The organism is Pantoea sp. EKM103V, from assembly GCF_011800365.1.
Taxonomy (GTDB): Bacteria; Pseudomonadota; Gammaproteobacteria; order Enterobacterales; family Enterobacteriaceae; genus Pantoea; species Pantoea anthophila.
In genome coordinates this window covers 713,045-737,425 of the sequence record NZ_JAALFQ010000001.1, presented here as the reverse complement: position 1 = coordinate 737,425, position 24,381 = coordinate 713,045, and the positions used below count along the sequence as shown (strand labels likewise).

Below are 24,381 nucleotides of genomic sequence, written 5' to 3'. Positions count from 1 at the left end.
ATCAGTTCCCTCTCGCCAAGCCGTTAAGTTCGGCATGGGTCGCATCCGGTGCTACCAGCAGCGTGATTTCAACCCGACGGTTACGTGCACGATTTTCTGCACTGGTGTTTGGCACCAGCGGATTGCTTTCACCGCGCCCTTCCGCTTTCACCCGTGAAGGCTGCGCCAGCTGCTGTTGCAGCAGGCTCTGCACCGACTCGGCACGCGCCAGAGAGAGTTCAAAGTTGGAAGCGAAGCGCGCACTGCGAATCGGCACGTTGTCGCTGTAGCCAATCACCTGAATCTGGCCGCTGACGTTATTCATGGCGGCGGCGATACGCCGGATGACGTCGGTATAACGTCCGCGCACCTCGGTGGCCGCCGATGCAAACAGCCCGTCCCCTTTCAGCGTCACGACGCTGCGGTCCGCTTCGTCGCGCACCGCCACCAGCCCGGCATCAATTTCCGGTTTCAGGAAGGCGCGCAGGTTCAGCGTGGCAGGCGGAGGCGGCGCCGGATTACCGATCTTCACTTCCGGCAGGGCCGTCTGGTAGATACGCGCCAGCACCGGCGAGGTGTAATCGCCCAGACGCCAGTTGAGCACGATATAAAACAGGCAGGCAGCCAGCCCCGCCACGGCCGCGCAGGCCCACAGCGGAATCATCGGCCGCCAGAGTTTGCGCAGTACCGGCTGATCGGTCGGGTGCGGTGACAGCGCCGCCGCGTAACTGCCGCGCACGCTTTTAATCATCTGCAGCAGCCGCTGTTTGATGGTCTCCAGCTGCGAACGGCCGTTGTCCAGCACCCGATAGCGCCCTTCGAATCCCAGCACCAGACAGAAGTAGATCAGTTCCAGCATCAGAATGTGACGACGCGGGTTCTGTGACAGCTTCGCCAGCAGCTGGAAAAACTTTTCGCCGCCCCAGGTTTCGTTGTGAAAGGTGACCAGCAGACCGTTGCTGGTCCAGACGCCGCGACTGCCCCAGGGGGTCAGCGCCGCCGCCTCATCCAGCGCCGTGCAGAGGCAGTAACGCGCGCCGATAATCACTTCATAGCCGAGCCCCGACTGCTGGCAGCTCAGTTCAAAGCGCCGGATCTGGTCGATCAGCTGCTGGCGCAGTTGGGCCGGATCGTCATGGGTGACGGAATGTCGGATCTGGGGAATGGCATTAATCAGGGGATTCGCCGCCGCGACCAGCACATTCTGATGGCTGGCATCCGGCGCAATGTCGCTGTGTGATTTTTCGTGTTCCTGCATCATGCTGCGTGCTCAGTTTATTATTCTGACTGACTGCGGATGGCCCAGAACTCCATGTTCAGGCCCGGAAACTCACCGGCAAGGTGCAGCGCAAAAGCGCCTGAGCGCTCCATCTCTTTCCATAGCTCGCTGTTCTTATCCAGTTCGAAATAGTTGTAACCGGCATGCCACGGGATCTGCGGCGGCGCACCGGGCATTGCCCTCAGGGCCAGACCCGGCAGCTGCAGCTGCACCAGATCGCGGATTTTGCTGACCGGCGCGACTTTCATCTGCGCCGGGAAGTGAGTCTGCAGGGTGTCGGCGGGGACGCTGGCTTTAACCGCCAGCACAAAGCCAAACTCATGCACCATGCTGCTTTCCGGCACGGTCGCGACATTGAGGCCGTGTGAGCGCTGGATCAGCGGCAGCTGAATGGCGCTCTCCTCCATCACCTGTGACAGCCCCTGACGCAGCAGCAGTGACAGGCGGCTGAAGCAGCCCTGCAGATCGTCATGATCGTAAAGCGGCAGCCCGTCCGGGGCGCGGGCGGGCGTCCAGGTGCTGAGTTCTGCCGCCAGTTGCACCCAGTGGCTGTAAAGCGTCTCCGGATGAAGCAGCGGCAGATGCTGCAGATGGCTGTGCAGGCCAAGCTGACGATTGAGCAGCGCCAGCAGCATAAAATCGACCATATCGGCGCTGTTGAAGCGGCCTGTGCCGGGCGCCCGCTGGCTCAGCTGCTGGCTGCGTTGCTGGATCAGCCCGTGCAGATCGTTGAACATGTTCTGCAGCGGACGGCTGCTGTTGAGGGTCAGCATCGGTGGAATGTAGTCGCTGTCGAGCCGGATATGGTTGTCGCTGCGTTTTTCAATCACCTGCGCTACGCCCATTGCGGTCCACTCAGCGGTCAGGTCCTGCTCCAGCATCAGACGCAGGCGCAGTTTGCCAAACTGCACGGTCGCGCTGCCCACCGCCTGAGCGTTGTCATCTTCCACTTCCGCTTCCCAGGCCAGATAGCGCGCCAGAGAACCCTGAGACTCCTGGAAGGCAACCGCCTCACGTCCGTTGCGGCGGGCCGGTATCGCCAGCACGACCTTGCTGCGGTCAATTGTGGCAGGCAGATCGAGCGGTGCCGGGCCATGCCTGGGCTGACTGAACGCAAAGAAAGTGCCGTCCGGCAGGCAGCCGCTGGCGGCACTCAGAGCCAGTTTGCCCTGACGCATCAGCGCCTCATCAAACTCCAGATCGTAAAAACCCCAGGTGAAGGGGCGCTGGGACTGACCCCATTCACGCAGGGTACTGAGAAGATAATTTTCTGACTGCTGGAAATGGTGAGGACGCAGAAACATCCCCTCCGTCCAGACCACCTTTTCGGCTCTGTTCATAGGCATCACTGTTTTTCCACTCGTAGGCCGTTAACGCCCGCGACGATGCGGGCATTCAGCTCGCCATCGTTACGTTTCCAGAACGCCCAGAATGCGGGGGCATCGCCTTCCGGGACCGGCAGCGACAGCCGCCAGACTTTGCCATCCAGCGCCTGGTATTCCGCCATGATGCCGATGAAGCGCGCCTCGGGCAGACTCCGGATGCGCAGCGTTTTGCTGCGCTGGTCCGGCGTCAGGAAGAACTGTTGCGTATTCAGTTGCGCACTACCCAGCGCGGTCGCCGGCTGGTTTTGCAGGGAGTAGAAATCGGCCGACATGAAATCCGCGTCGGAGGTCAGTAACATGACCCGCACTTTCAGCGGCGCACCGCCGTTAACCTGGTTCTGCGCCTGCACATCCAGGTTGTAGTAGGCCACCGGCGGCGTACTGCTGCTGCAGCCTGCCAGCAGCCAGGCCATCACGCCAATCAGCGCCGCGCACAGTTGTCGTGTCATCATCATCCTGCCCTCCCTGCTCAGTGCGATTAGTTAATGATCCAGGTTCCGCTGCTGCTGTTCTGGCAGGCAGTGCTGTCACCGTTGACCGCGACGCAGGTCTTCTTCTTGCTGCTGCTGCGTGCACGGCGTTTTGGCTGATCGGCTTTCACGGTCTGATCGTAAAGCTCGCTTTTCACGACGGCGCGGAACGGCACATACCCTGCCAGCTTAACGGAGGCCTGTGGCGCAGCCGATGGCGTCGCCTCTTTCGCGCTGGCGGCATCCTTTTCCGGTTCCGCAGCGGCCTGAGCCGGTTCACCCAGCGCCAGCCAGTTGTTCTCTACCTGACCAATGACGGTGTAGCTGTCACCGCTTTTCAGGGTCTCAACCACTTTGCCGCCAAAGCTGGGCTGGCTCATTACCGAGGCAGGATAGAGCGCACGGTAAGGCTGATTCACCGGCGTGAACTGGGCTGGCGGTTTAATCGCATAGCGGTGGCTGATCGCCACGCCATCGACTGTGCTGGTCACCAGCGTGTCATCCGTCATTTTTGGGGGCGTTTTACAGCCCGCAAGAGAGAAAACAACCATCAGGCCTAATGCAATGCGGAGCTTCACCATATTTTTCATGTTGTGTTCCATTCGTACCTAGAAGAGTGGCCAGGGGCCGGGTGTCAGTAATGAAAATCGGAGGGTGTTAAATGTCTGGCCGCTGATTAGTACCAGACCAAAAAGCAATCATTAAGCAGATTGCGCTGAATTAGCGTCTGCACTGCTGAAAAACGATCAACAAAGATTAAGTATGAAAAGCGACTTCGGCAGGCTAAGGCAGAGACGGGAAGAAATTACGCCTGAATGTAAATGATCAAATTGTTGATCTATTTCTTTCCGACAAAATTCCTGAGGCAGGGTAAATCCAGAGATTACTTAAGCCATCCATGACAGAAAAACTTTCGCGTTGACAATTCAGACGTCGCTGAAAGTTTAAGCAGACCGCACCAGCCACCCTTCCCTGACCGCTGTTAGTTGTTCATTTTAAACACTTTATCAATCCATGATCTCTCATAGCTACCGCACGAGTCAGGAAAATCCTGCCCGTGAGCCTGAAACCAAAATCCATTTGTAAATATTAGCTGCAAGTTTACATAAGACTGACGAAAATTCAACGGCACGGTTTTGGTGCAAAAAACATCAGATTTCATTAACTAATTTTGTTAATACAAATCTGCCTCACTTTTAACCATCTACATAGGAGTAATCTTAACAAGTTGCGTTAATATGAAGTATTTTTACTCAAAAATATGACAGGGCTGAAATCAGCATTAATACATCTCATGTAATGAGTGGCGCTATTAAGGAAAGATCAGAATGATTCGTGCCCCGGAAGCAGAGAGGCATCGGGCGTCGGTTCGCAAAGGAGGATTCGTATAAATGCCAGTTTATCAATACGTTAATATATTGATGTAGTGCCTGGCCGCAGCCAGGCACCTGGCGTGGGGAGGGGAAAGTAAGCGAAACGTTAAATAAACATGCTAAATTTTTTAACAGACTGATTAATTGTTCTTTACCGGACCGTCTGACGGTTCCCGAAGGCAAAAATCACCCGGTACATTACATCCTCTAATCGTACAAAAACCACGCCGTAGCGTTGTTCAGCGGTGATAGCGGAGAGGAATGAGAGCCGCAGGCAGCGGCTCCCCGCGTCAGGTTCAGAAAAAACCGAGCGGTTCGATACTGTAGCTGACCAGCAGGTTTTTGGTCTGCTGATAGTGATCCAGCATCATTTTGTGGGTCTCACGCCCAATCCCCGATTTCTTATAGCCACCAAAGGCCGCGTGCGCCGGATAGAGGTGATAGCAGTTTGTCCAGACGCGTCCGGCTTTGATTGCCCGGCCGACCCGATAAGCGCGGTTGATATCGCGGGTCCAGACGCCTGCCCCCAGCCCATAGATGGAGTCGTTGGCGATGCGGACGGCTTCAGCTTCATCCTTAAAGGTGGTGATGCCGATAACCGGGCCAAAGATCTCCTCCTGGAATACGCGCATGCTGTTGTTGCCTTTCAGCAGGGTCGGCTGAATGTAGTAGCCACTGTTGAGGGAATCATCCAGTTTCTCGACGCCTCCGCCCACCAGCACCTCCGCGCCCTCCTGCCGGGCCACGTCCAGATAGGAGAGGATTTTATCAAACTGCTGCTGTGACGCCTGGGCTCCCACCATCGTCTCTGTATCCAGCGGATCGCCCCGTTTGATGGTTTTCACCCGCTTCATGACGGCCGCCATGAACGGCTCATATATCGACTCCTGCACCAGCGCCCGTGACGGACAGGTACAGACTTCGCCCTGGTTCAGGAAGCCCAGCACCACGCCTTCGGCTGCTTTCTCAATAAAGCTCTCTTCCGCCTGCATGATATCTTCAAAGAAGATATTGGGAGATTTCCCCCCCAGTTCGACTGTAGAGGGGATCAGGCTCTTCGCCGCCAGCTCCAGAATATGACCGCCGGTGGCGGTTGAACCGGTAAAGGCAACTTTGGCAATGCCGGCGTGGGACGCCAGCGCCTCACCCGCCTCTTTACCAAACCCGTGCACCACGTTCAGCACCCCCGGCGGCAGCAGGTCTTTGATCAGATCGACAAACACGGTGATCGACAGCGGCGTCTGTTCCGCCGGTTTCAGCACCACACAGTTCCCTGCGCCCAGCGCCGGGGCCAGTTTCCAGGCCGCCATTAACAGCGGGAAGTTCCACGGGATAATCTGCGCCACCACGCCCAGCGGCTCATGGAAATGGTAGGCGGCGGTGAACTCATCGATCTCCGCCGCACTGCCCTCCTGCGCCCGGACGCAGCCGGCAAAATAACGGAAGTGGTCGACAGCGAGGGGCAGATCCGCCGCCAGCGTTTCGCGCACGGGCTTACCGTTATCCCAGGTTTCATAAACCGCCATCGTCTCCAGATTCGCTTCAAGCCGATCGGCAATTTTCAGCAGCAGCAGCGCGCGTTGCTGCGGAGAGGTTTTGCCCCAGGCTTCTGCGGCCGCCGCGGCCGCTGCCACCGCATTATCCACATCAGCCACGTCTGAGCGCGGGAACTCACCGGCCTCAGACCCGTTTACCGGCGAGGTATTGGTGAAGTAGTTGCCGTTCACCGGCGCGACGAATTCACCATTAATAAAGTTGCCATAATTCTTTTGTAACGTGATCAGAGAACCCTGTTCTCCCGGGGCGGCATAACGCATGGTCATTCTCCTGACAGGTGACTGATGTAACAATGACGAAACTTATTATTAACATGAATGATCATCGCCAGCCTGTCAGTTCCGATGACCGGAAACTGTGACCGCGCCGAAGGAATCGTCGCTTCCGCTTCGTTTATAGAAAATTCCGACTTTTTTCGGAAAGGCTGGCAAATAAGAAACTAGTGCGTCACAAAGGGGTCAACGAGAGGATGAATTCATTCGGGAGATAAGCATGCTGGCTTCGGCTTTTACCCAGATGCGCGCTAAAGCCAATTTCGTGCATCAGTTTATCCGCAATCCGCGCATGATGGGCAGCATAACGCCATCCTCAGAGGCGTTATGCCGCACCATGATTGCCTCGGTGGCGTGGCCTGAAACGTTACGGATTGCCGAGCTGGGCGCGGGCGATGGCGTCCTGACACGGCGGATACTGGCAGAGATGTCCCCTGACGCCACGCTGGATGCTTTTGAGATCAGCGCTGCGCTGGCCGACCAGCTCAGCGCGCTGGACGACACGCGCATGACCGTGCGCACCTGCTCCGCGGAGTACCTGAACGGGGAATATGATGCGATCTTCTCCGGCCTGCCACTGCTGTCCTTACCGCCCGCTCTGCGCGAAGCGATCCTGCGGGCGGTGTTTAATGCCCTAGGGCCGGATGGGATCTTCGTGCAGTTTCAGTACACCTCACTGACCCAGCCCGACCTGTCGCGTTACTTCACCTGGGAACGTGAGCGGGTGCTGAAAAATGTGCCACCCGCCTGGGTTTATCGCTGCCGGCGTCACTACGCGCCCTGAGCCTGCGCTGCGGCCGGGCGCGTCTGTTGCCAGAACTCCACCAGCAAGGCACGCGCCCAGTCTTTCCCCTCGATAACGTCCCCGCCATCAGACAGCCCTTTCGGCAGACAGACGTCCATAATGTGCCGTGAAAATTCGGGATGAAACTGCACCGACAGCGCCTGCGGGGCGTAACGCACAATCTGGCAGCCATCCTGCGCCGATGCCGCCAGCACCTGCGCCTGAGGCGGCGGAGTGATGACCGACTGCCGGTGTGACAGCCAGACGCTGAACCCGGCTGGCAGACCCTGCAGCAGCGGATCGCGCTGCGCCTGAGCGCTGCAGCGGATTGGGAGCAGGCCGCGTTCCCAGCCATGCGGATTATCCGCCACCTCGCCACCCAGCGCATACGCCATCAGCTGGTGACCATAGCAGACACCCAGCAGCGGCAGCTCCTGCTCAATGGCTGCCCGGACCCAGGCCGCACTGCGCTCACTCCACTCCTCATGATCGGTGACCATCGCCCAGGAGCCGCTGAGGATCGCCCCGGAAATTTCATCAAAAGCCGGTAACGCTTCACCGAGATGGGGCCGCACAATCAGGTACTCATGGGGTTGCAGGTCGAGGGCGTCGATAAACCAGCGTGGCTGTTCACCAATCTGCGAAACAACGTTAGCGGGCGGGACTTCAAGCTGAATCAGGGCAAGGGGTAAAGCGGGCGTCTGGGTCATACCGAATTGGGTCCTTTTCAGAAGTCGTGTCAAATCAGTCTGCCAGCATCACGTCCGAAAGTCTCACCGCTGCGCGCAGAAAATTTTTTCCGGCATTGGCTGGAATGCCGCAGTTCGTGCCATCATTAGCGGGCTAAGCAAAAAACATCGAAAGGATATTATCGTGGCTGTGCGGCATTTTTTTCTGATTCTGATGGTGGTCTCTGTCTGGGCCTTCAACAATGTGGCGGTGAAATGGGGCCTGCTGGAGCTGCCGCCCCTGTTTCTGACCTTTATGCGTTTTCTGGTCGTCGCCGTGGTGCTGGTGCCGTTTTGCCGTATTGAACGTAAGCAACTGCCCTGGCTGCTGCTGCTGGCTTTCACATTCGGGTTTATGCACTTCTCGCTGCTGTTCGTCGGCCTGCGCTACACCGATGCCGGCACCGGCGCGATTGTGGTGCAACTGGGCACGCCGATTGCCATGCTGCTGGCGATGCTGGTGCTGAAAGAGAAGCTGAAGCTGGTGCAGCTGATGGGCATTATGATCTCGCTGAGCGGTGTGGTGGTGCTGTCAGGCAGCCCGACGATTCCGTCGTGGTGGGTGCTCTGCCTGCTGTTGTGCAGCGCCACCGGCTGGGCTGTCAGTAACCTGATTGTGAAGAAGTCGCCGCCGATTAAGCCACTGACCATGACCGGCTGGATTGCCTTTCTGGCGATGCCGATTGTCGGTGCCTCCAGCCTGGTGATGGAGTCGAATCAGCTTTACGCCCTCGAACATGCAGGCTGGCACGGCTGGTTCGCCATTCTTTACAGCGCCATCGCCTCGTCAATTATTGCCTACACGCTCTGGTATGTGCTGCTGAAAAAATATAACGTCAACCTGATCATGCCCTACTCCCTGCTGACGCCGGTGTTGTCGGTGCTGATGGGCATCGTCGTACTGGGGGACAGTCTCAACCGCTTTAAGATTATCGGTGCCTCGCTGGTGATCCTTGGCACGGCCATCGCCGTGCTTAACCTGCGTAACCTGCGCATGCACGCCCGCTTCCCGCGCCTGCGGCGGCGTTGATCCGGCGTGCTATGCTTGAGAAAACGTACTCAGGGAGCACAACATGGATTCAGCGCGCACCGCCTCACTCTGGCAACAGATGGTGCAGGGATTGCAAGGCAGCGATAACGTCTGGCCTCTCCCCGCTTTTATTGATCGTTCAACATTCTCATCCGCGTTTGCCGTCAGTGAACTGGCGGCCACCAGCCTGGGTCTGGCAACCCAGGCGGTGGCGGCGCTTCTCGCCACCGCCCGCCCGACTTATCCCTCCCCACCTGTTACCGTCAACGTCAGGCAGGCGTCACGCTGGTTCCAGCAGAGCTTTCATCCGTTAAACCGCCCGGCCCCGGCAATGTGGGATGCTTTTGCCGGAGACTACCGCAGTCGCGACGGCTGGATCCGCCTGCATACCAACGCGGCTCATCACCGGCTGGCGATGGAGCAGGTACTGGGCACCCACGCCGATCGCCCGGCGCTGGCGCAGCAGGTTGAGCAGTGGCAGGCCAGCGAACTGGAGCAGGCAATTATTGATGCGGGAGGCTGTGCCGCCAAAATGCGCAGCGCTGAAGCCTGGCAGCAGCATCCCCAGGGTCAGGCGGTGCAGCACGAGCCGCTGTTTGACTGGCACATGACGGCTGCAGCGCCCGCGCCCGCGTGGCCGCTGGCTGAGGCGCGTCCGTTACAGGGGATCAGGGTGCTGGATCTGACGCGGATTATTGCCGGCCCCGTCGCCACCCGCTTTCTTGCCAGCCTGGGTGCCACGGTACTGCGCATCGATCCGCCCGGCTGGGCGGAGCCGACGCTGGATGAGGAGATGAGCTGCGGCAAGCGACGTGCGGTGCTCGACCTGACACAGCCGGTCGATCGCGACCGGTTTATCCGCCTGCTGCGGGACGCCGATGTTCTGGTACATGGCTATCGGGCCGATGCGCTGGAGCGGCTCGGTTTTGACGCCGAAACCCGCCAGTCACTCTCACCGGGCCTGGTCGATGCCAGCCTGAATGCCTGGGGCTGGCAGGGGCCGTGGCGCAACCGGCGCGGTTTCGACAGTCTGGTGCAGATGGGCTGCGGCATTGCCGAACGGGGCATGCAGTGGCAGCAGAGCGATAAACCGTGCCCGCTGCCGGTCCAAGCGCTGGATCATGCCACCGGCTATCTGCTGGCGGCCGCGGTGCTGGAGGGATTACGGCGGCGTCTTACCGGGGGGCACGGCAGCCAGGTCCGGCTGTCACTGGCGCGCACCGCATGGCTGTTGCAGCAGCATGCCGCAGGCCAGCACACCGGCTCGGGCATTGTGCCTCAGGTGAAGGACAACCTGCCCTTCCTGGAGCTGACGCCATGGGGGATTGGCGTCCGGCTGCGCGCCGCCGCCTGGCTGCCCGGCACGCCACAGTTCTGCGCAACGCCGGGGTGTGTGCCGGGTACGCACCCGGCGGCGTGGTGACTCAGGCGTCGGGCTGCTGTTCGTTACTCTCAAGCAGCTCGTTGTACATCACCTGAATGGCTTCGCGGCTCAGCATCGCCAGCGTGCGGTAAAACGCGGTGGTGGCATGCGCTTCCACTTTGCCCAGGAAAGCCCCGCACCACGGCAGCAGATACTCTTCGAACAGCGCCAGCTGTGCCGCGCTCTCATCTTCCGCCGACTGATCTTCCAGCCATGACGCAGAGAGCAGCAGAACACCAAAGTGATCCGCGGGCGCATCGCTCAGTGGCATACCGCGCGAGGAGAGAAACGCCCGCACTTCCGGCTCGGTTTTGCCTTCAGGCCACTGTGAAGCGTAAGGCGACACGTTACAGTCGCTGCCAACAAACAGCGCGTTGTAATCAGCGGCCAGCGCCTGAGGATCGCTGTTCTGTTGCAGACGGGTCAGCAGCTCATCCTGCTCCAGCGGCCACTGTGACTGCAGCTTACCCTCGCGTAGCAGGGTAAACAGCGGGACCAGCAGCGGGTCCTGCGGCTGACGATTAAACAGAGAGCCGATCACGCGGCACAGAATGGAAAACTCATTCATGAGTCAGATTTCCTTGAGGCAAAGTAAGTTAAAAGTCAGCCAGTTCAGCAATATGTTTGCCGCTGCGCTGCTCCAGAAAGTCGAGCTGGCGGCGCGGCGTGACATTTAACACCCGATCCTCCGGAAAATCCACTTTACGGGCGATGCGCAGGCAGTGTTCAAAATGGCCCAGCGTAAATGCAGTGTGGGAATCGGAGCCAAACGCCAGCCATCCACCGGCATTATAAGAGACTATCTCACAGGGTGTTCAGGAGAGGGAAATAGCTATGCACTGTCATTCCCTGTGCTCCCCTCTGGCTTTACCAAGGAAATAAGCGGCTCCATACCCCATCAAAACAGAACCAAAAAAGCCGCATAGCTTCAGAGCCAGACTATCAAACAAAAATAGCGAAGCGAGAGCCAGGAAACTCATCGCTGCTGTTATCGTCCCCTCAAGAAGGTGTGCCGAAAATTTACCCAGCCATTTTGCAAACTTCATTATTGATCCTTCGGCACGTCTGAGGGTGACTATTGATATAACCGAGGCAGGGCTGTTCAGATACGTTGGGTAGTATCCGAATAAAGTCATGCTTTTCAAACCAGAGAAAGATGGCCCTGAAAAGCCCCTATGCGGGGCTGAGTTCCCGACGAAGCAGTTAAAAGTCAGCCAGTTCAGCAATATGTTTGCCGCTGCGCTGCTCCAGAAAGTCGAGCAGGCGGCGCGGCGTGACATTTAACACCCGATCCTCCGGAAAATCCACTTCATGGGCGATGCGCAGGCAGTGTTCGAAATGGCCCAGCGTAAACGCGGTGTGGGAATCGGAGCCAAACGCCAGCCGTCCACCGGCGTCGCGCACCGCGGCGGCAATCGCGCGACAGTTAGGTTCGCTGCCGGGACGCGAGTGGGTAAAGGAGGAGTTGTTCAGTTCCAGCGCCACGTCATAATGCGCGGCAGCTTCAGCGATAGCCGGGATATCGACCGGGAATTTCGGGTTGCCCGGATGGCTGATGATGTGAACCTGTCCGCTGGCCATTGCGGCGATCATCGCGTCAGTGTGCTGTTTTTTGTCGCGCGGCGCATAAACCGGCTCGTGAAAGCCGGCAACGATCAGATCCAGCGCATCAAGCATCGGGCCGGAGCAGTCGATCTCCCCCTGCTGATTTTTAATGTTGGCCTCAATACCGCGCAGAATCGCCACGCCCTCGATCACCCGCGGCCAGATGCGCATATTCACAAAGTGCCAGTAGTGCGGCGCGTCAGCCATGTCAGGGCCGTGATCGGTAATGGCAAACAGTTTCAGGCCCGTTTGCTTCGCCTGAGCCACATAGTCGTGCAGCGTGCTGTAAGCATGTGTGCTGGCAACAGTGTGCATATGCAGATCTACCGGATACATTCTTCTCTCCTCCTGAGCGGCCCTGACAGGGCCGGTTAGTTAATAGCCGCGCTGCCGATCCACCCTGCCCTGCGGCGTTTCGCCTGCCTGGTCCTGAGTAATGGCGCGGGCAATATAGTCGATCGCTTCGTCGATCAGCGTGACCGCCGCATTATGGGGGGTAATTGTGACGCGCGGATGGGACCAGAGCGGATGCGCTTCAGGAAGCGGCTCCACCTGAAACACATCCAGGGCCGCCGCTTTCAGCTGACCACTCTCCAGTGCCGCCAGCAGATCCGCTTCCACCACCTGTGCACCGCGTGCGATGTTGAGGAAGAACGCGCCGTGCGGCAGCTGCGCTAAAAAGTGCTGGTCGATCAGGTTAATCGTCTCCGGCGTGCTCGGCAGCAGGTTGATTAACACCTGCGTCCCCTGCAGGAACGGCTGCAGAGCATCGCGACCGGCGAAGCTGGTGACGCCGTCAATGGTTTTCGGCGAACGGCTCCAGACGCGCAGCGGGAATCCCCAGGGCTTCAGGCCCTCGGCGACGCTCTGCCCCAGCACGCCCGCCCCCAGAATACCAACGGTAAAGGTTTCACGCGTATAGGGAGGCAGCGGCTGCCAGCACGCCTGCTGCTGCTGAAGCCGGTAGTCGTCAAAGCGGCGGAACCAGGTCAGGACGCTATGGACAGCATACTCCTGCATCTGGCGCGCCATGCCGGTATCTTCCAGCCGATAGAGCGGCACGCTGTCGGGCAGCATCTCCGGATGCTGCTCAAGCTGTTTCAGAATCTCATCGACGCCCGCGCCGAGGGCAAAAACGCCGCGCAGGGTGGCCCGTCCCCGCAGCATCTCTGCGGGAGGAGAACGGACCAGCGCATAATCGGCCGGCCCCTCATCGCCTGGCTGCCAGGCACGCACCCGCGCCTGTGGCAGACGCTGTTGTAAACCCCTAATCCAGGCCGTTGCAGACTGCGACGGGTGATACCAGATGATCTCCATCCTGCTCTCCTTTTTTTTCTTTCAGCGTCAGGGAAAATCCCGGTCAGCGCAAGAAAAAACCCGCGTCGGGCAGGGCTTTTTACCCTAAAAATAATTCCCGTGGCTTCACATTTCCGGCTCGCTTCAGGGTGAAGTGTCAGGATACGGTCTAAAGTTGGTCCTGTGGTCAATGCGTTACGCGCGGCCGCATTTCGGACAAGGAGAAAAACCGATGACAAAAATTGAGGTAAACGCCGCCCCACGGCGTCAGCGTTATGCGCCCTTTCTGCTCACTCTGCTGCTGAGCGTACCCGCCTTCACTGCTCATGCCGACGATCACAGCCGCATGCTGGATAATCAGCCGCAGCCGCCAGACGTTCGTCTGGGGCCGCTGTTTAATGCCGTGCAACAGGCGAAGTTCTACCCGGACCAGAAAACCTTTGCCGATGCGGTGCCGAAATTTGATCCCGCGTCGATACTTGCCGACTGGCAGATGCAGAAGAAACAGCGCAATTTCGATCTGAAGCGTTTTGTTGATGCCAACTTTACCCTGCCCGCCGCAGGCGACAAATATGTGCCGCCAGCCGGGCAAAACCTGCGTGACCACATTGATGGCCTGTGGCCGGTGCTGACGCGCACCACCAGCAGCGCCGGACAATATGACTCGCTGCTTCCGCTTCCCAAACCCTATGTGGTGCCGGGTGGTCGCTTCCGCGAGATCTATTACTGGGACAGCTACTTCACCATGCTGGGACTGGCCGAGAGCGGACACTGGGATAAAGTGCAGGATATGGTGGATAACTTCGCCTCGCTGCTTGACCGCTACGGGCACATTCCCAACGGCAACCGCAGCTACTATCTGAGCCGCTCGCAGCCGCCATTCTTCAGCCTGATGGTCGATCTGCTGGCGACGCATGACCAGGGCAAAGCGTACAGCCACTACCTGCCTGAACTGCAGAAAGAGTATGACTACTGGATGGCGGATAGCGACAAAGTGGCGGCGGGCACGGCCAGCAAGCGGGTGATTAAGCTGGCGGATGGCACGCTGCTTAACCGCTACTGGGATGCCCGTGATGTGCCGCGCACCGAGTCTTGGATGGATGATATCGCCACCGCGCAGAAAGCGCCGCAGCGCAATAAAGCGGAACTCTACCGCGAGCTGCGCTCCGGGGCAGCATCGGGATGGGATTTCAGTTCACGCTGGTTTACCGATGCGCATAATCTCTCCACCATCCGCACGACGCAGCTGGCCCCGGTTGACCTGAACAGCCTGCTGTTCCATCTGGAGCAGACGCTCTCTAAAGGGTACCAGATGAACAAACAGAGCGATCTGGCGAAGCAGTATGCCGATCGCGCAGAGAAGCGCCAGGCGGCGATTAACCGCTATCTGTGGGACAGCAAACAGAACTGGTATGCCGACTATGACTGGCAGAAAAAGCAGGTTCATCCGCAGCTGACCGCGGCCACACTGTTCCCGCTCTATCTGCAGGTCGCCAGCGATAAGCAGGCGGAAAGTACCGCCAGCGCGGTAGAGAAACAGTTGCTGAAGCCAGGCGGGCTGGTCACGACCACCGTGAACAACGGTCAGCAATGGGACGCCCCTAACGGCTGGGCACCGCTGCAGTGGGTTGCAGTCGAAGGACTGGAGCATTACAACCAGCCAGAACTGGCTAAAAAGGTGGGATTACGCTTCCTGCAAAATGTCCAGAGCACCTATGACCGTGAGCATAAGCTGGTCGAGAAATATGTCGTTGAAGGCAAAAATCTCGGTGGCGGCGGCGGCGGTGAGTACCCGCTGCAGGATGGCTTCGGCTGGACAAACGGCGTAACGCTGAAACTGCTGGATAAGTACTGCCCGAAAGATAAAACCTGTAACAGCGCCCACGATATTCCTCAGGCGTCAGCCTCTCAGCCCTGATTAGTCTCTGAATACCTCTGGCCTGGCCGGAGGTATTCTTTCCTCACTTCAGCGAATTTTACTTGACGTTCTCTCATCCACAGGCAAAATTGCAGCGTTTTTACAAAAGGTAATAATTCTCATTATGATAATGAGATTATGTATCAACAAACTGACTACACCTGCCTGAACCTTTGTTAAGAAAGGAATTTCGATGAAACTGTCATTGCCGCTGAAAGGTTATGTTCCCCTCTGCACTCTGGTGCTGGCCGCGCCTGCCCTGAGTTACGCTGCCGATATGGTCGTGACTGCCCAGCCGCAGGAAGATGCGACCTCTCCCACCCAGGGCTATCTGGCAACCACCAGCCAGGGCGCAACTAAAAGCGATCGGCCGCTGGTGACCACACCGCAGTCAATTTCGGTTGTGACCCGTCAGCAGATCCAGGACCAGGGGGCACTGACCCTGAATCAGGCGCTGGGCTACAGCTCCGGTGTCTTTACTAACTTTGGCGGTGCCGCCACCCGTTACGACACCATCGCGCTGCGCGGCTTCCACGGCGGCGATGTCGATAACACCTTCCTCGACGGCATGCGGCTGATGAGCGACGGCGGCAGTTTCAACATTCTGCAGGTGGATAACGCCTTCCTTGAGCGCGTCGACGTGATCAAAGGCCCCTCTTCGGCCCTTTACGGCCAGACGGTGCCTGGCGGGCTGGTAAACCTGGTCACTAAGCGTCCTCAGTTCGCGGAAGAGGGTCACATTCAGCTGCAGGCGGGAAGCAATGCCACCACCGGCACGATGTTCGACTACACCAATGCCATCAACGACCAGTGGGCGTACCGTCTGACCGGCGTGACCCGCAACAGCGACACCCAGTACGATCACACCCGCGAAGAGAAATATGCGCTGATGCCGCAGCTGATGTGGCAGCCGGATGAAGATACCCATCTGATCCTGAAAGCCTATCTGCAGAAAGATCCCTCTGGCGGCTATCACGGCTCCGTCCCGGGTGACGGCAGCATCACCGAACACAACGGCTATAAGCTGAGTAAGGGATTCTATGAGGGCAACAGCGACCTCGACCAGTTCAAACGCCGCGAGCAGATCTACAGCTTCGATTTCGCCCATCGTTTTAATGACGTCTGGTCCTTCTCCTCAACCGGCAGCTACAGCCACTCGAATGTCGATCTCGATCAGGTCTATCAGATTGGCTGGGACAAAAATAATCCCGATCTGCTGAACCGCTACTATTCCGGTGAGCGCTCTTCGCTGGCGGCATGGGCTACCGATAACCGTTTACAGGCGGAGTTTGCCACCGGTGAACTGGAGCATCGCGTGACGCTGGGTGCTGAATATCACCGCTACAAAAATGAGATCTCCGCGGCAGGCGGCTCGGCTTCACAGCTGAATGCCCTGACCGGCGAGCAGGTCGGTGACATGCCAGCCTATACCTGGGCGGATAAAACCCGTCGTTACTACCAGACCGGCCTCTATCTGCAGGATGAGATGAAGCTGGATCGCTGGCATCTGGATCTCTCTGGCCGGTACGATCGCATCGTCGCCAATAACAGCGGCAGCGATCGCCGTCAGGATGATCACATCAGCGGGCGCGCCGCGCTGCTCTATGCCTTCGACAATGGCATCTCACCCTATGTCAGCTGGAGCCAGGCAATTACGCCCACCGCCCTCACCGATCCGAACAATAACCTGCTGAAACCGACCACGTCAGAACAGTATGAGGCCGGGGTGAAGTATCAGCCGGTTGGCACACGCGATCTCTATACCGCTGCGATTTATGATCTGACGCAGAAAGATGTGGCGAACCGCGACGTGCTGACGGCGACCTATACGCCATCGGGTAAAGTTCATTCCCAGGGTATTGAGCTGGAGGCGCGTAATCAGCTGACCTCACGCCTGAGCACAGTGGCGAGCTATACTCTGAATCATCTGCGCTACAAGGATTCGGTAGATGGTAATGATGGGCACACGCCTTACGTGGCGCCAAACAGCATGGCGTCTCTCTGGGGCCACTATCAGTTTGATTACGGTCTGAGTGCCGGCGCGGGCGTGCGCTACATCGGCAAGCAGTGGGCGGACAACGAGAACACTACCCGTCTGCCGTCGGTCACGCTGTTTGATGCCTCCGTTCGCGCCGATCTCGGCGCCTGGAACAACAGCCTGAAAGGAGCCTGGGTGCAGGTTAATGCGAATAACCTGACCGATCGCACCTATGTGGCCGCCTGCTACGGCACCGGCTACTGCTACCGTGGCGCTGAACGCAGCGTGATGGCGACCGTCGGTTACGACTTCTGATAAGAGCCTCCGTGATGCAACCCTCCGGCCAGCCCGGAGGGTTTTCTCCTCTGATAACCCGCCTTTTTCAGCCTCTTCAAATCCGCTCAGAATTATCTTTCTCTGCCTGCAGATCTTTCCCTCCCGAACGTTCCTGAAATCCGCCCGGCCTTTTTTCTGCCGCTTCGCTCACAGATAGAACTATGGCCGAAATGGTGCGATGACACGCAGGCGGCCCTGACGTATAAAACAGAGGGTCCGGCGTTGAAAAGGAGTCTCTGACATGAACCCCTATGAACAATATTACAGGCAGCTTCTGGCAAACGGCGCGGTGGCCTGGGCGGGAGAAGGTTATCTCAGAGCCAAAAAACAGCAGGAAGAAATCTTCCAGTGGCTTCGTACTCACCACTATTTACCGGAGCCTGGCGCGCCGGTACTGGAGATGGGATGTGGTAATGGCGCCATGGCCGCACAGTCTCTCGCTGAGCAGGGATATTCAGTCTGGGGGGTAGACTGGTCAGAGACCGCAATAGAGTGGGCCGAAAAGCGTTTTCAGCAAGCCGGACTCACCGCGACATTTCTTGTCGGCAATGTCTGTCATATCGATCGCTGCCAGGCGGCAACGTTTGAGCTCATTATTGATGGCAGCTGCTTACACTGCCTGATCGACGACGATCGGCAGCGCTTTTTTGCCGAGGTAAGAAGGCTGCTCAGCCCGGAGGGACGCTTTGTGATCGGTTCGATGTGCGGCACACCTCGTCATTCAGCCGACATGGCTGCGTATGATCCCTGCAGCCACCATTTATGGAAAGCCGGCAAGCCCTGGCGGACCCTGAAGCCGCTCCCTGATTTACGGCGTGAAGTCGAAAGTGCGCATTTCACGGTGGAGGCAGTCAGCGTTAATGAAAATGCATGGTGGGATCACGCTACGATAGTCTGTTCGCAGCAAAAGAGGCTCATAGCATGATGGGCAAGGGCGTTAAAAAGCGATCCAATCTGAGTCATAAAAAAGGGGACGAATCGCTTCGTCCCCTTTTTTGTTTAAACCGTTACGGTCAACTGCGTACCTTGCGGTAGATAAACAGCACCACGATGGCACCGATCACTGCGACCACAAAGCTTCCGAAGTTAAACCCATCGACGCGGCCGAAGCCAAACAGCGTACTGATCCAGCCCCCGACCACAGCACCGATAATACCCAGCACCACCGTCAGAATGAAACCGCCACCGTCTTTACCCGGCATAATCCACTTCGCCAGAATACCCGCGATCAAGCCAAAGACGATCCAGGAAATAATACCCATCTGTTGCTCCTTCCTTTTTTGATTACATCGTGAACGCCTGATTAATCAAGCGGTTTACTGCGCTAAGTATAGCGAGCTTTTCAGAAAGTGCCTGCCTGCCCTCACGATTTTTTCGGCGTACCCTGGCTAAAGCTTTTTTCCGCTGCGCCGATAACCGTAATGAGGTAGTCAGAACGTAAAAATAATAAAACCCCTTGTGGAGCAGGATGTGAAAGAAGCCGACCAGGAACAATATTTAAAACGTGGCACGCTGGCGGTTCTGGGCGTAATGAAAGATCTGCTGCGACTGCAGACACCATTACTGGTGCGTTTTCCGCGCGGGCAGTTTATCAGCCGGATGCTGGCTGCCGACGCAGACCGCCTGCTGTTTGACCTCGGCAGTAATAATCTGGATAACGACTACGCCCTGACCAGCGACGATCTCAGCATCACGGCGGAAACCTACGGCGCAAAGGTTGAGTTCAGTCTCGCCTCGCTGGAGAAGGTCGATTTTGATGGCCTGCCCGCCTTCAGCGCGCCGCTGCCCGAGCTGGTGTGGCAGATTCAGCGACGGGAATTTTTCCGGGTCACTGCCCCGCTGGCGCCGGAGTTCTGGTGCCATACCGTGTGGCCGGATGGCCGGAAAACGCGTCTGCGCCTGCAGGATCTGTCGCTGGGCGGGATCGGTGTGCTGGTGGACGAGGCGCTGCCGGAAGGATTGCAGAATGGCGACAGTTTCAATCAGTTTCGCGTGGAGCTGGGTGAGTATGGTCATTTTGAGGTGCCGGTTAAGCTGCTGCACATCGGCGAACGCACTGTCGTGACGCATAAAAATGAAACCCGCGTGACGCCCCGTCTCAGCTTCCGGTTTGCCACGCTGAACCCAACGCAGGAGCGACAGCTTCAGCAGATTATCTTCTCCCTTGAGCGACTGGCCCGCGATAAATCGACCCGATTTCAGTAACCCCTTTCCGGATGCGTGCCCCCAAGGGGCCGCATCCAGGCTATGCTTCCTGCTTGATTTCTTTTAAACCGGAACCCAGCAAGGAGACCTTCCCCAATGGAAAACTGGCTCTCATCACGTCATTTTCACTCCCTCTTTTTTAACCAGACGTTCTGGCTCAACAGCGCCATCGTGGTGGTCGCCACCCTGGTGATCTACTGGGTGTTGCGCACCCTGATTCGCTTTATCTCCAACCGGATTGCCCTTTACAGCGAACACCGTCACGTTCGTGTCACGGCGATCCTGGTGGAGATCCTGCGAAGCACCAGCCAGACCCTGCTGCTGATCTTTTCGCTGCTGATCGCCCTGAAATTTGTCGATCTGCCCGCCTCATGGAGCGCCACCATCGCCCACGGCTGGTTCCTGGCGCTGATTGTGCAACTCGCCCTGTGGATCGACAGCGGCATCCGGCTGTGGCTGAAGAGCCTGATGCGCGATCCGCTGCACGTGCGTAATCCGGTGACCACGGTGATCCTCGGGATTCTGCTGCGGATCGTGGTCTGGATCATGATGTTCCTCGCTATTCTGTCGAACATGGGTATCAATATTACCGCACTGGTCGCCAGCCTCGGGGTCGGCGGTATCGCCATTGCACTGGCCATTCAGACCGTGCTGAGCGATGTGTTTGCGTCACTGGCGATTGGTTTTGATAAGCCTTTTGAGCATGGCGATTTTATTGTCTTTGGCGACATTGCCGGTTCCATCGAGCATATCGGCCTGAAAACGACCCGGCTGCGCAGCCTGAGCGGAGAGCAAATCGTCTGCTCAAACACCATTCTGTTGCAGCAGACCATTCACAACTACAAGCGTATGCAGCAGCGCCGCATCGTCTTTAAGTTTGGCATCAGCTACGCCACCCCGTCGGAGCAGGTTCGGGAGATTAGCCCGCTGGTTAAGGCGATCATCGAGGGTGTGGAAACCACGCGTTTTGACCGCGCCCACTTCCTGGCGTTTGAGGATTCGAAGCTGACGTTTGAAGTGGTCTATTACGTGCTGGATGCGGATTACAACAAATATATGGATATTCAGCAGGAGATTAACCTGCAGCTGATGGCGGCCATGGAAGCGCGCAATATTCGCTTCGCCTTCCCGATCCGTCAGGTCGAGTTCAGCGGCGGCAATCTGCCGCCAGTGGATCTGGTTGCCGTGGAGAATGATAAGGGCGATGTACGTCAAATGGCGCGCTGAAGTGTTGCCTGGCCTCAGGTGGTTTCAGGCCAGGCAATCCGTCACGCCGCTGCGCCGGATCGCGCTTAACGCGGCTGAAAACGGCAGCGGGCAACAGCATCGAGCCAGCCTTTGTAGTTTTCCTGCATAGCGTGCGCGCGCGCGTCACGGGGCAGGATAACGCTGCCCCCCTGCAGCGCCTGCATATCACTGCCCTGCTGCCACCATCCCAGTACTTTGCCGGCCAGCAACGCTGCGCCCAGGGCGGAGACTTCGGCGGTGGGCACCCGGTAGAGCGGACGCTGTAACACATCGGCCTGTAGCTGCATCAGCCAGCTGTTTTCCGTGGCGCTGCCATCCACACACAGCGCCGGAAGCTGCTGACCGCTCGCCTGCTCCATCGCAAAAAAGACATCGGCGATTTGCCAGACGATCGACTCCAGCGCCACCCGCGCCAGCACCGCGGGGGTGGCGGCATCCGTCAATCCGCACACCATGCCGCGCGCCTGTAAATCCCACCAGGGCGCGCCCAGTCCTGAGAGCGCCGGGACGAAGTAGATGCCCTGATTGTCATCGCAGCCCTGCGCCAGCGCAGTCAGTTCACGTGGGTCCTGCACGCCGAGCAGCTTACCCAGCCAGGCCGCGCCTGAGCCGGTGTGGGTAATATTGCCTTCAAAGGCGTAACGCAGCGTACCGTCGTGCCAGGCCACGGTAGTGCTGAGGCCATTTTCGGTCAGTAACGGCGTCGCCATGGACATCATCAGGGACGAGCCGGTGCCGTAGGTGGCTTTTACGACTTCAGCGTCTCCGCGTCGCTGCGCCTGCAGGGCGGCATGCGAATCGCCGATGCGCGCCAGAATGGGGGTGCCCGGCGCTAAGCCGGGAATGGTGTTCACCGCCACCACACCCTGCTCACTGGCGGAGGCGATGATGCGCGGCAGCGCGGCTCGCGGCAGCTGAAACAGCGTCAGCAGCTCGTCGTCCCAGTCGTTCAGGTGCAGGCTGTAGAGCTGCGTACGGGCGGCATTAGCATGATCGGTCACAAAGCATTCGCCCGCGCTGAGCTGCCAGCTGAGCCAGCAATCGACTGTGCCGATGCAGAGCTCGCCGGCTGCGGCCCGTGCCGCGCCATCGGGGATGGCAGCCAGCATCCCGGTCAGCTTCGCCGCCGGAAACATCGGATCGACGGCCAGCCCGGTCAGGCCACTGATCCGGGGGGCTTTGCCTGCCTGGTGCAGATCGCGACAGAACGACTCAGAACGGCGATCCTGCCAGCTTACCAGCGGCGTCAGTGGCTGCCCGTCGCGCCGCTGCCAGATCAGCACCGACTCCCGCTGATTACTGATCGCGACGGCGGCGACAGGCGCGCCCCCGCATGCCGCCAGACACCGGGTGATCGCTTCCCTCACCGCCTGCCAGATTGCCATCGGGTCCTGCTCAGCCAGCCCCGGCTGGGGATGGTGCAGGGTTAAACTCTGGCTGCCACGCGCCACCACCCGCCCGGCACGATCAACCGCTATCGCCTTGGCATTGGTCGTGCCTTCATCGATTGCCAGAATCAGAGGTCCCGCCATGTTCACACTCCTGCGCAGATGCGCGCTGCACTCTTCACCACGCTGCTGGCGTCAATGCCGTGACGGGCACGCGTGGCGGCCCGATCGCCGGCAATCGCATACTCCCCATCAGCAATGCCGAGCCGGACCAGCGGAATGCTGCAGCCGCCTTCTGCCAGCACTTCCGCGACCAGGCTGCCGACACCGCCATTGACGTTATGCTCCTCCACGGTCACGACCGCCGGATAGTGATTTAACAGGTTGCGCAGCTGTTGGGTATCACAGGGTCGAATCGATGGAACCGCGATCACGCCCGCTGAAATACCCTGCTCAGCCAGTTGCGCAGCGGCGTGAACCACCTCATGAACTGTGGATCCCATCGCCACCAGGGCGATATCGCGGCCTTCACGTAACAGGTCGATCGCACCGGGTCTGAAGCGGTAGGTGTCATCATGCAGCTGCGGCAGATCTTTGCCATCAAGGCGGATATAGACCGGGCCGACGTGTTCCAGGGCGTAATCAATAATCTGACGACACTCCAGCGGACAGGACGGTGCGTAGATCTCGATGTTGCCAAAGCCGCGCATCACGGCGATATCGTCAATGCTGTGATGGGTGCTGGCTAACGGGCCATAGCTGGCACCGGCATTCAGCCCGAACAGTTTGACGTTGGTGTTGTTGTAGCAGACGTCGACTTTTACCTGCTCATTGGCGCGTGAAACCAGAAACGGCGCGGCGTTGCAGGTCACGGCGATTTTGCCGCCCAGCGCCAGGCCTGCTGCCGTTCCCACCAGCGTCTGCTCCGCGATGCCGACGTTAATCAGCCGGTCGGGAAAGGCCTTGATAAAAGGCGCGATTTTGGCGGTGGAGGTGGAGTCCGCGACCACCGGTACCAGATCGACGCCGCGATTCACCGCATCGATAAAGGCCGTAACCATGACGTTTGCCAGGTGTTGTGCATTACTCATCTTTCAGTTCCTCCAGTGCCAGCGCGATCTCTTCGCCTTTCGGCACCCGGTGATGCCACTCCGCCTTGCTCTGAATAAAGGAGACGCCGAAACCTTTCTCGGTATGCGCCACAACCACCTGCGGCTTGCCGTTCTGCGGCAGGTTTTCAAGGGTGCTGACGACCGCCGCCATCGCATTGCCGTTACATTCACTGACCTCCAGCCCAAAAGCGCGCCATTTTTCCGGCAGCGGGTCCGTGTTCATGATGTCCCGGGTGGCGCCCGCCAGTTGCAGTTTGTTCTTGTCATTGATGATGATCAGATTGTCGAGCCCATAGTGCGCCGCCACCAGAGCGGCCTCCCAGTTGCTCCCTTCCGCCAGTTCGCCATCACCGGTCACGACAAAGATGCGGCGGGAACTGCGATCTTTTTTCGCCGCGAGGGCGATGCCTACCGCCACCGGCAGGCCGTGCCCCAGCGCACCGGTGTTCAGCTCCACGCCCGGTGTCTTCTGGCGCACCGGGTGGCCCGGCAGAGGAGAGTCAGCGTGCTGATAGGTGGTAAGCCACTCGGTCGGGAAATAGCCCGCTTCCGCCAGTACGCAGTAGTAGCCCCCTACCGCATGCCCTTTGGACTGAATGTAGATGTCGCGATCGTTATCCTCTGTGCGATCCGGTGCGCAGTTCAGAATACGGAAGTAGAGCGCGGTCAGGATCTCGACCTGCGACAGGTCAGCACCGGTGTGCCCGCCTGCCGGACTGCCCGCGTTAAGCTGGATAATGCGGCGGCGTATCGCCCGCGCCCGGCGTTCAAGCTCATCGACTGAAAGATTGAAAGGGTTCATGTTCTGCCTCTGAATTTTAAATCGACCGTGAATATATATTCACGATGGGTAAAAAAATTAACCGTTAACGTATCCGGTCCGGAATCGGCCACCTGTCATCCTGTATAAATGCGTCGTTAAACAGCGTGTCAGATCGGTTCATCACCTGACGGGTATCTCCATCCCCCCATGATCCCTTTAGCCTGACAACCGGCACCATGGGGACAAAAGGGC

22 protein-coding genes and 1 pseudogene are annotated in these 24,381 nt (G+C 58.5%); 8 read left to right on the top strand and 15 right to left on the bottom strand.

What is annotated here, in order from left to right; all coding sequences use genetic code 11:
* Position 1 precedes the first annotated feature (1 nt).
* The 5 genes from HFD97_RS03670 to HFD97_RS03650 all read right to left on the bottom strand — a co-directional run bounded on the left by HFD97_RS03670 (position 2) and on the right by HFD97_RS03650 (position 6,303).
* Positions 2–1,240: a DotU family type VI secretion system protein gene (locus HFD97_RS03670; protein WP_046101641.1), complete on the bottom strand. Its 1,239-nt coding sequence runs from the start codon at positions 1,238–1,240 to the stop codon at positions 2–4.
* Positions 1,241–1,257: 17 nt separating this feature from the next.
* Positions 1,258–2,598, bottom strand: coding sequence for a type VI secretion system baseplate subunit TssK (gene tssK, locus HFD97_RS03665; RefSeq protein WP_167431227.1), 1,341 nt, complete (start codon positions 2,596–2,598; stop codon positions 1,258–1,260).
* A gap of 5 nt (positions 2,599–2,603) precedes the next feature.
* Positions 2,604–3,098, bottom strand: coding sequence for a type VI secretion system lipoprotein TssJ (gene tssJ / locus HFD97_RS03660; protein WP_150029648.1), 495 nt, complete (start codon positions 3,096–3,098; stop codon positions 2,604–2,606).
* Between the two features lie 23 nt (positions 3,099–3,121).
* Entirely contained in the window at positions 3,122–3,715 is a 594-nt protein-coding gene (locus HFD97_RS03655; RefSeq protein WP_150029649.1) for an SH3 domain-containing protein, read from the bottom strand.
* A gap of 1,067 nt (positions 3,716–4,782) precedes the next feature.
* Entirely contained in the window at positions 4,783–6,303 is a 1,521-nt protein-coding gene (locus HFD97_RS03650) for an aldehyde dehydrogenase family protein (protein WP_150029650.1), read from the bottom strand.
* A gap of 232 nt (positions 6,304–6,535) precedes the next feature.
* On the opposite strand from HFD97_RS03650, the gene HFD97_RS03645 reads away from it, so the two are divergent.
* On the top strand, positions 6,536–7,099 hold the full coding sequence (locus HFD97_RS03645; protein WP_009090764.1) for a class I SAM-dependent methyltransferase: 564 nt from the start codon (positions 6,536–6,538) through the stop codon (positions 7,097–7,099).
* Here HFD97_RS03645 and HFD97_RS03640 read toward each other — a convergent pair.
* Positions 7,087–7,809, bottom strand: coding sequence for a glutamine amidotransferase (locus HFD97_RS03640; protein WP_167430993.1), 723 nt, complete (start codon positions 7,807–7,809; stop codon positions 7,087–7,089). The genes HFD97_RS03645 and HFD97_RS03640 overlap by 13 nt on opposite strands.
* A gap of 163 nt (positions 7,810–7,972) precedes the next feature.
* On the opposite strand from HFD97_RS03640, the gene HFD97_RS03635 reads away from it, so the two are divergent.
* Positions 7,973–8,857 (top strand): DMT family transporter, encoded by an 885-nt coding sequence (locus HFD97_RS03635; RefSeq protein ID WP_046101638.1) that lies wholly within the window; start codon positions 7,973–7,975, stop codon positions 8,855–8,857.
* Positions 8,858–8,900: 43 nt separating this feature from the next.
* Complete coding sequence (locus tag HFD97_RS03630; RefSeq protein ID WP_150029653.1) at positions 8,901–10,280, top strand: CoA transferase; 1,380 nt, start codon at positions 8,901–8,903, stop codon at positions 10,278–10,280.
* 1 nt (position 10,281) lies between these two features.
* Here HFD97_RS03630 and HFD97_RS03625 read toward each other — a convergent pair whose 3' ends face one another.
* The 5 genes and pseudogenes from HFD97_RS03625 to ghrA form a co-directional block, all read right to left on the bottom strand.
* Positions 10,282–10,848: a molecular chaperone gene (locus tag HFD97_RS03625; protein WP_150029654.1), complete on the bottom strand. Its 567-nt coding sequence runs from the start codon at positions 10,846–10,848 to the stop codon at positions 10,282–10,284.
* Between the two features lie 28 nt (positions 10,849–10,876).
* Positions 10,877–11,071: pseudogene (locus HFD97_RS22240) on the bottom strand (phosphatase); the annotation flags it as partial.
* A 51-nt stretch (positions 11,072–11,122) separates the two neighbouring features.
* A complete protein-coding gene (locus HFD97_RS03615) occupies positions 11,123–11,326 on the bottom strand; it encodes a hypothetical protein (RefSeq protein ID WP_046101635.1) in 204 nt (67 codons plus the stop codon).
* Positions 11,327–11,483: 157 nt separating this feature from the next.
* Positions 11,484–12,221: a phosphatase gene (locus tag HFD97_RS03610; protein WP_150029655.1), complete on the bottom strand. Its 738-nt coding sequence runs from the start codon at positions 12,219–12,221 to the stop codon at positions 11,484–11,486.
* 39 nt (positions 12,222–12,260) lie between these two features.
* Positions 12,261–13,202 carry a glyoxylate/hydroxypyruvate reductase GhrA gene (gene ghrA, locus HFD97_RS03605; protein WP_150029656.1) on the bottom strand — a complete coding sequence of 314 codons (942 nt, stop codon included), beginning with the start codon at positions 13,200–13,202 and terminating at the stop codon, positions 12,261–12,263.
* A 211-nt stretch (positions 13,203–13,413) separates the two neighbouring features.
* On the opposite strand from ghrA, the gene treA reads away from it, so the two are divergent.
* The 3 genes from treA (at position 13,414) to HFD97_RS03590 (ending at position 18,338) form a co-directional block, all read left to right on the top strand.
* Positions 13,414–15,099 carry an alpha,alpha-trehalase TreA gene (gene treA, locus HFD97_RS03600; RefSeq protein ID WP_140028354.1) on the top strand — a complete coding sequence of 562 codons (1,686 nt, stop codon included), beginning with the start codon at positions 13,414–13,416 and terminating at the stop codon, positions 15,097–15,099.
* 193 nt (positions 15,100–15,292) lie between these two features.
* Positions 15,293–17,392 (top strand): TonB-dependent siderophore receptor, encoded by a 2,100-nt coding sequence (locus HFD97_RS03595; protein ID WP_167430994.1) that lies wholly within the window; start codon positions 15,293–15,295, stop codon positions 17,390–17,392.
* Positions 17,393–17,654: 262 nt separating this feature from the next.
* Positions 17,655–18,338: a class I SAM-dependent methyltransferase gene (locus HFD97_RS03590; protein ID WP_150029658.1), complete on the top strand. Its 684-nt coding sequence runs from the start codon at positions 17,655–17,657 to the stop codon at positions 18,336–18,338.
* An 88-nt stretch (positions 18,339–18,426) separates the two neighbouring features.
* On the opposite strand, the gene HFD97_RS03585 is transcribed toward HFD97_RS03590, so the two are convergent.
* Positions 18,427–18,675: a GlsB/YeaQ/YmgE family stress response membrane protein gene (locus HFD97_RS03585; protein WP_009090782.1), complete on the bottom strand. Its 249-nt coding sequence runs from the start codon at positions 18,673–18,675 to the stop codon at positions 18,427–18,429.
* A 208-nt stretch (positions 18,676–18,883) separates the two neighbouring features.
* Between HFD97_RS03585 and HFD97_RS03580 the strand changes: the two genes are divergently transcribed.
* The gene (locus HFD97_RS03580) at positions 18,884–19,618 is read left to right on the top strand and encodes a flagellar brake protein (protein WP_033736567.1); all 735 of its coding nucleotides are present in this window, start codon (positions 18,884–18,886) and stop codon (positions 19,616–19,618) included.
* Positions 19,619–19,714: 96 nt separating this feature from the next.
* Positions 19,715–20,845, top strand: coding sequence for a mechanosensitive ion channel family protein (locus tag HFD97_RS03575; RefSeq protein WP_167430995.1), 1,131 nt, complete (start codon positions 19,715–19,717; stop codon positions 20,843–20,845).
* Positions 20,846–20,910: 65 nt separating this feature from the next.
* On the opposite strand, the gene HFD97_RS03570 is transcribed toward HFD97_RS03575, so the two are convergent.
* From HFD97_RS03570 to HFD97_RS03560, 3 genes are read right to left on the bottom strand one after another with little or no spacing between them, the layout of a single operon-like run.
* Positions 20,911–22,398 carry an FGGY family carbohydrate kinase gene (locus tag HFD97_RS03570; protein ID WP_046101628.1) on the bottom strand — a complete coding sequence of 496 codons (1,488 nt, stop codon included), beginning with the start codon at positions 22,396–22,398 and terminating at the stop codon, positions 20,911–20,913.
* 2 nt (positions 22,399–22,400) lie between these two features.
* Positions 22,401–23,345: a transketolase family protein gene (locus tag HFD97_RS03565; RefSeq protein ID WP_009090787.1), complete on the bottom strand. Its 945-nt coding sequence runs from the start codon at positions 23,343–23,345 to the stop codon at positions 22,401–22,403.
* Positions 23,338–24,168: a transketolase gene (locus HFD97_RS03560; protein WP_009090788.1), complete on the bottom strand. Its 831-nt coding sequence runs from the start codon at positions 24,166–24,168 to the stop codon at positions 23,338–23,340. The genes HFD97_RS03565 and HFD97_RS03560 overlap by 8 nt, the downstream gene beginning before the upstream one ends.
* Between the last annotated feature and the right edge of the window lie 213 nt (positions 24,169–24,381).